The organism is Acinetobacter sp. ANC_7682 (genome assembly GCF_056779795.1).
The window spans coordinates 1-5,963 of record NZ_JBWYIQ010000057.1 but is presented as its reverse complement, the minus strand read 5'-3'; the positions used below and the strand labels follow the sequence as shown (position 1 = coordinate 5,963).

At 41.4% G+C, this 5,963-nt stretch carries 7 protein-coding genes; all 7 read left to right on the top strand.

What is annotated here, in order from left to right; translation table 11 throughout:
• On the top strand, positions 1–620 hold a 620-nt coding region (locus AC1M9D_RS13775), incomplete at its 5' end, for a dioxygenase family protein (protein ID WP_481612417.1).
• 74 nt (positions 621–694) lie between these two features.
• Positions 695–2,077, top strand: coding sequence for a benzoate 1,2-dioxygenase large subunit (benA, locus tag AC1M9D_RS13770; protein ID WP_481612416.1), 1,383 nt, complete (start codon positions 695–697; stop codon positions 2,075–2,077).
• On the top strand, positions 2,074–2,577 hold the full coding sequence (gene benB, locus AC1M9D_RS13765) for a benzoate 1,2-dioxygenase small subunit (RefSeq protein WP_035270498.1): 504 nt from the start codon (positions 2,074–2,076) through the stop codon (positions 2,575–2,577). The genes benA and benB overlap by 4 nt, the downstream gene beginning before the upstream one ends.
• 90 nt (positions 2,578–2,667) lie before the next feature.
• A complete protein-coding gene (gene benC, locus AC1M9D_RS13760) occupies positions 2,668–3,684 on the top strand; it encodes a benzoate 1,2-dioxygenase electron transfer component BenC (RefSeq protein WP_481612415.1) in 1,017 nt (338 codons plus the stop codon).
• Positions 3,685–3,697: 13 nt separating this feature from the next.
• The gene (locus AC1M9D_RS13755; RefSeq protein ID WP_092768934.1) at positions 3,698–4,477 is read left to right on the top strand and encodes a 1,6-dihydroxycyclohexa-2,4-diene-1-carboxylate dehydrogenase; all 780 of its coding nucleotides are present in this window, start codon (positions 3,698–3,700) and stop codon (positions 4,475–4,477) included.
• Positions 4,478–4,533: 56 nt separating this feature from the next.
• Positions 4,534–5,742, top strand: coding sequence for a benzoate/H(+) symporter BenE (benE, locus tag AC1M9D_RS13750; RefSeq protein ID WP_180000663.1), 1,209 nt, complete (start codon positions 4,534–4,536; stop codon positions 5,740–5,742).
• A gap of 43 nt (positions 5,743–5,785) precedes the next feature.
• Positions 5,786–5,963, top strand: a 178-nt coding sequence (locus AC1M9D_RS13745; protein ID WP_481592539.1) for a CoA-transferase, incomplete at its 3' end; no start/stop codon positions are given.

The window sequence follows — 5,963 nt, the reverse complement described above, 5'->3', positions numbered from 1 at the left end:
TTGAAGGTCCATTGTATGTCGCTGGTGCACCAGAATCAGTTGGTTTTGCACGTATGGATGATGGTTCTGAAGAAGGCAAAATCCCAACTTTAATTATTGAAGGTATCGTTAAAGATACTGAAGGTAACATCATTGAAGGCGCTAAAGTTGAAGTTTGGCATGCAAACAGCTTAGGTAACTACTCGTTCTTTGATAAGTCTCAATCTGACTTCAACTTACGTCGTACGATCTTCACGGATGCACAAGGTCAATATACAGCATTAACCACAATGCCTGTAGGTTATGGCTGCCCACCAGAAGGTACAACTCAGTTTGTATTAAACAAACTTGGTCGTCACGGTAACCGCCCTTCACACGTGCATTACTTCGTCACTGCACCTGGCTACCGTAAATTAACTACGCAGTTCAACATCGAAGGTGATGAATACCTTTGGGATGACTTTGCATTTGCAACGCGTGATGGCTTAGTGGCAACTGCTGTAGACGTAACTGATGAAGCTGAAATTGCTCGTCGTGGTCTAAAAGGTGCGTTCAAACATATTCAATTTGACATTGAATTAGTAAAAGACGTTGAAGGTGCGCCTTCTACTGAAGTTGAACGTCGCCGCGCATCAGCTTAAATCAATTAGTCGGAATCGGGATAAGTCAATTATCCCGATGACTTCCCCTCAATTTGGAAAGTCGGAGAACGTCCATGCCACGTATTCCTGTAATTAATACCAGCCATCTAGATCGTCTTGATGAGTTACTTGTAGACAACTTTGAGACAGGTGAGTTTAAACTTCATCGTTCAGTTTTCACTGATCAAGCCCTTTTTGACCTTGAAATGAAATACATCTTTGAGGGTAATTGGGTTTACTTGGCACACGAAAGCCAAATTCCAAATAACAATGATTATTACACGACACACATCGGTCGTCAGCCAATCGTGATTGCTCGTAACCGTCAAGGCGAGCTAAATGCAATGATCAATGCGTGTTCACACCGTGGTGCACAACTTTGCCGTAACAAACGTGGTAATAAGGCTACTTATACTTGCCCATTCCATGGTTGGACATTCAATAACTCAGGCAAACTTTTAAAAGTTAAAGACCCAACAGATGCAGGTTATTCTGACTGCTTTAACAAAGAAGGATCACATGATCTTAAGAAAGTTGCACGTTTTGAAAGTTATAAAGGCTTCTTATTCGGTAGCTTAAACCCAGACGTCTTGCCATTAGATGAATTCTTAGGTGAAACGACTAAAATTATCGATATGATCGTGGGTCAGTCTGATCAAGGTTTAGAAGTTTTACGTGGCGCCTCAACTTATACATACGAAGGAAACTGGAAACTCACTGCTGAAAATGGTGCAGATGGTTACCATGTATCTGCAGTTCACTGGAATTATGCTGCGACTACGCAACAACGTAAAGAAAAACAAGCTGGAGACAATATCCGTGCAATGAGCGCAGGATCTTGGGGTAAACAAGGCGGTGGTTCTTACGGTTTTGAAAATGGTCACATGTTGCTTTGGACACAATGGGCCAACCCTGAAGACCGCCCTAACTTCCCTAAAGCAGATGAATACTCTGAGAAATTCGGTCCTGCTATGTCGAAGTGGATGATCGAGCGCTCACGTAACCTTTGCTTATATCCAAACGTTTATTTGATGGATCAGTTCGGTTCACAAATCCGTGTACTTCGCCCAATTGCTGTCGATAAAACTGAAGTAACAATTTACTGCATCGCACCTGTAGGTGAAGAGCCAGAAGCTCGCGCACGCCGTATTCGTCAATATGAAGATTTCTTCAATGCTTCAGGTATGGCGACACCAGATGACTTAGAAGAATTCCGTGCATGTCAAGCAGGTTATGCTGGTATCGAACTTGAGTGGAACGATATGTGCCGTGGCTCAAAGCATTGGATCAATGGCCCAGATGATGCAGCAAACGAAATTGGTCTAAAACCTAAACTTTCAGGCGTTAAAACTGAAGACGAAGGTTTATACCTTGCTCAACATCAACATTGGTTAGAAGAAATGAAACGTGCGATTAAAGCAGAACAAGCTTTAGCTGAACAAGGAGATAACGCATGAGTAACGCGAATCTTGAAGCAACTTTAGAATCAGTGAGCCAGTTCTTATTTAAAGAAGCGCGCCTACTTGATGATGAGCAGTGGGATGAATGGTTAGAGTGTTATGCACCTACGGCATCGTTCTGGATGCCATCTTGGGATGACTACAATACATTAACTGAAGATCCTCAATCAGAAATCTCGTTAATTTATTATCCAGATCGTCAAGGTTTAGAAGACCGCGTGTTCCGTATCAAAACTGAACGCTCTTCTGCAACAATGCCTGATACACGTACAAGCCACAATATTAACAACATTGAAATTCTTGAACGTCATGAAGATAAGGTTGTTGTTCGTTTCAACTGGAATACTTTAAGTTACCGCTACCAAAAGTCGTACAGCTACTTCGGCATGTCACGCTACGAAATCAATTTGTCTGGTGAAAAACCACAAATTTTAAATAAATATGTGGTACTTAAAAATGATTACATCAACCAAGTAATCGACGTATATCACCTGTAATTAGTAAATAACAAGTTCAGTAACTACCAAATGGAATTTTGGTAGTTACACCAAAAAATTGTTCAAAAGATTCTTAAAGGATATTCAGCCATGTCAAACCATAATGTTGCACTTCAATTTGAAGATGGCGTAACCCGATTTATTTCAGTTGCACAAGGCGAAACGCTTTCTGACGCTGCATATCGTCAAAAGATTAATATTCCGCTGGATTGCCGTGATGGTGCATGTGGTACTTGTCGAGCTTTTTGTGAGTCTGGCAGCTATGACATGCCTGAAGAAACTTATATTGAAGATGCACTTACACCAGAAGAGGCTGAGCAAGGCTATATCTTAGCTTGCCAGTGCCGTCCTACTTCAGATGCAGTTTTCCAAATTCAAGCATCATCTGATGTATGTAAAACTCAAATTCATCAATATCAAGGTACCCTTTCTCGTGTAGAAAACTTATCTGAATCTACAATTACCTTTGATATTCAACTAGACGAGGGTCAGCCAGATATCAATTTCCTTGCTGGTCAGTATGTAAATGTAGGTATTCCTGGATCAACTGAAACACGTTCATACTCTTTCAGCTCTAAGCCAGGCAACCGTTTGACCGGCTTTGTTGTTCGTAACGTTCCTAACGGTAAAATGAGTAGCTTCTTAAGCACCGAAGCGAAAGTCGGCGACAAAATGACATTCACTGGTCCATTTGGTAGCTTCTACTTACGTAATGTAGTACGCCCTGTAGTAATGCTTGCTGGTGGTACAGGTATTGCTCCATTTATGTCGATGCTTCAAATATTAGAAGAAAAAGGTTCTGAACATCCAGTACGTTTAGTTTTTGGTGTAACCAATGACTTTGACCTAGTTGCTATTGAAGAACTCAACAAACTTCAAGAAAAACTTGATTGGTTTGAATACCGTACCGTAGTTGCAAACCCAGAATCTGCACACGAACGTAAAGGTTATGTGACAGGTCACATTGAAACTGAATGGCTCAACGGTGGTGATGTAGACGTTTACCTCTGTGGTCCTGTTCCTATGGTAGATGCAGTTCGTGGTTGGTTAGATGCTGAAGGCGTTAAACCTGCAAACTTCTTATTCGAAAAATTCTCTGCGAATTAAAGTGGAGAGGAACATGAATCAAAGATTTGAAAATAAAATCGTAATCGTTACTGGTGCCGCTCAAGGCATCGGTCGCGGTGTTGCTCTTCAAGCAGCTAGCGAAGGTGCAAAAGTTGTACTGGCTGACCGTGCTGAATACGTGACGACCACACTTGAAGAAATTACGACTCAAGGTGGCACAGGTGTCACTGTCTTAGCTGATCTTGAAACCTATGCTGGTGCACAATCCGTTGTAAATAAAGCGATCGAGACTTTTGGCCGAATTGATGTGCTGATCAACAATGTTGGTGGTGCGATTTGGATGAAACCTTTTGAAGAGTTTTCTGAAGAGGAAATTATCAAAGAGATCAATCGTTCTTTATTTCCTACTTTATGGAGTTGTCGTGCAGTTTTACCACACATGCAACACCAAAAATCTGGTGTGATCGTGAATGTATCATCTATCGCCACATGTGGAATTAACCGTCTTCCATATTCTGCAGCTAAGGGTGGTGTAAATAGTTTTACTCAATCAATGGCATTTGCACATGCTAAAGATGGTATCCGCATCAATGCTGTGGCTACAGGTGGTACTGAAGCTCCACCACGTGTAATTCCACGTAATACTTCACCACTATCTGAGCAAGATCAAGCTTGGATGCAAGAAGTGGTTGATCAAACAATTGACCGCAGCTACATGAAACGCTATGGCACTATTCAAGAACAAGTAAATGCTATTTTGTTCCTTGCTTCAGATGAGTCTTCATACATTACAGGCACAGTCGTACCTGTAGGTGGTGGTGATCAGGGTTAACCCTGATCACGGACTCTTTAAATTCACAGGATCATTGACGCAAGGAGGCAAATACAATGGCAACCCTGTTTAAAACACTAAAAGAAGATTGGTCTATTTCCGCCACTGTCGCCGGCTTTTTAGCTGTATTGATTTCATATGCCGGACCATTAATTATTTTCTTTCAAGCAGCACAACAAGCCCAAGTTTCCCCAGACATGATGATTTCATGGATTTGGGGTATCTCAATTGGTGCTGCTGTAGCTGGAATTCTATTATCAATAAAGTTTAAAGTTCCTGTCATTACCGCTTGGTCGGCACCTGGTACTGCTCTGCTAGTCACACTTTTTCCAGATATATCACTGAATGAAGCAGTTGCTGCATATATCACTACAGCTGTAGTGATTTTCATCATTGGTATTACCGGATATTTCGACAAACTATTGGCTTTGATACCGCAATCAGTGGCTGCAGGAATGATGGCTGGTATCTTATGTCAGTTCGGATTTGGTCTTTTTACCGCGACTAATACCATGCCATATATTGTGTTTGGAATGCTTATTTCGTATCTGATTGCTAAGCGTTTAACACCTCGATATGCCATGCTTTTTGTATTGGCAGCTGGTATTTTCATGAGTTTAGTCCTCGGAAAATTCAATGCTGTGAATATGGAGTTTTCACTTGCAATACCCCAATTCATTGCGCCCGAGTGGACGCTTAACTCTTTTCTAAATCTTGCAGTACCTCTTATTTTAGTCAGCCTTTCTGGTCAATTTTTACCTGGCATGGCAATTTTGAAATTAAGTGGCTATGACATTCAAGCAAAACCCATTATTACCACTACCAGTATCGCATCGTTAGCTGTTGCTTGTGTGGGCGGGATCACCATTGTCCTGGCGTCAATAACAGCCGCACTCTGTACAGGTAAAGATGCACATGAGCTCAAAGAGAAACGTTATATCGCAGGTATTGCGAACGGTATTTTCTATATTTTAGGTGGTTTATTTGCAGGCAGCATTGTGATGCTTTTTAGCTTACTGCCTAAAGAACTTGTTGCTGCATTAGCAGGTTTAGCACTTTTAGGTGCTATTGCTACAAATTTACACGTTGCTATGTTCCAAGAAAAGGATCGTGACGCAGCTCTCCTTACTTTCTTGGCGACTGTTTCAGGCATGCAATTTTTAGGTTTAAGTTCAGTTTTTTGGGGAATCTGTATTGGTATTTTAGCGCACGTGATTTTAACGAAGCGTCAAAATACTACCCCATCATCGTCTACATCGACCTGATCATATTAAAGGTAAATGTAGATCGTTTGTTTAGGAAGTGATTATGATTGATAAAAGCTCAGCGTCTTTAACCGAAGCCCTCTCCCAAATTAAAGACGGTTCAACCATTATGATTGGTGGGTTTGGTACCGCAGGTCAGCCTGCTGAACTCATCGATGGCTTAATTGAACTCGGTATTAAAGACTTAGTGATCGTCAACAACAACGCAGGTAATGGTGATT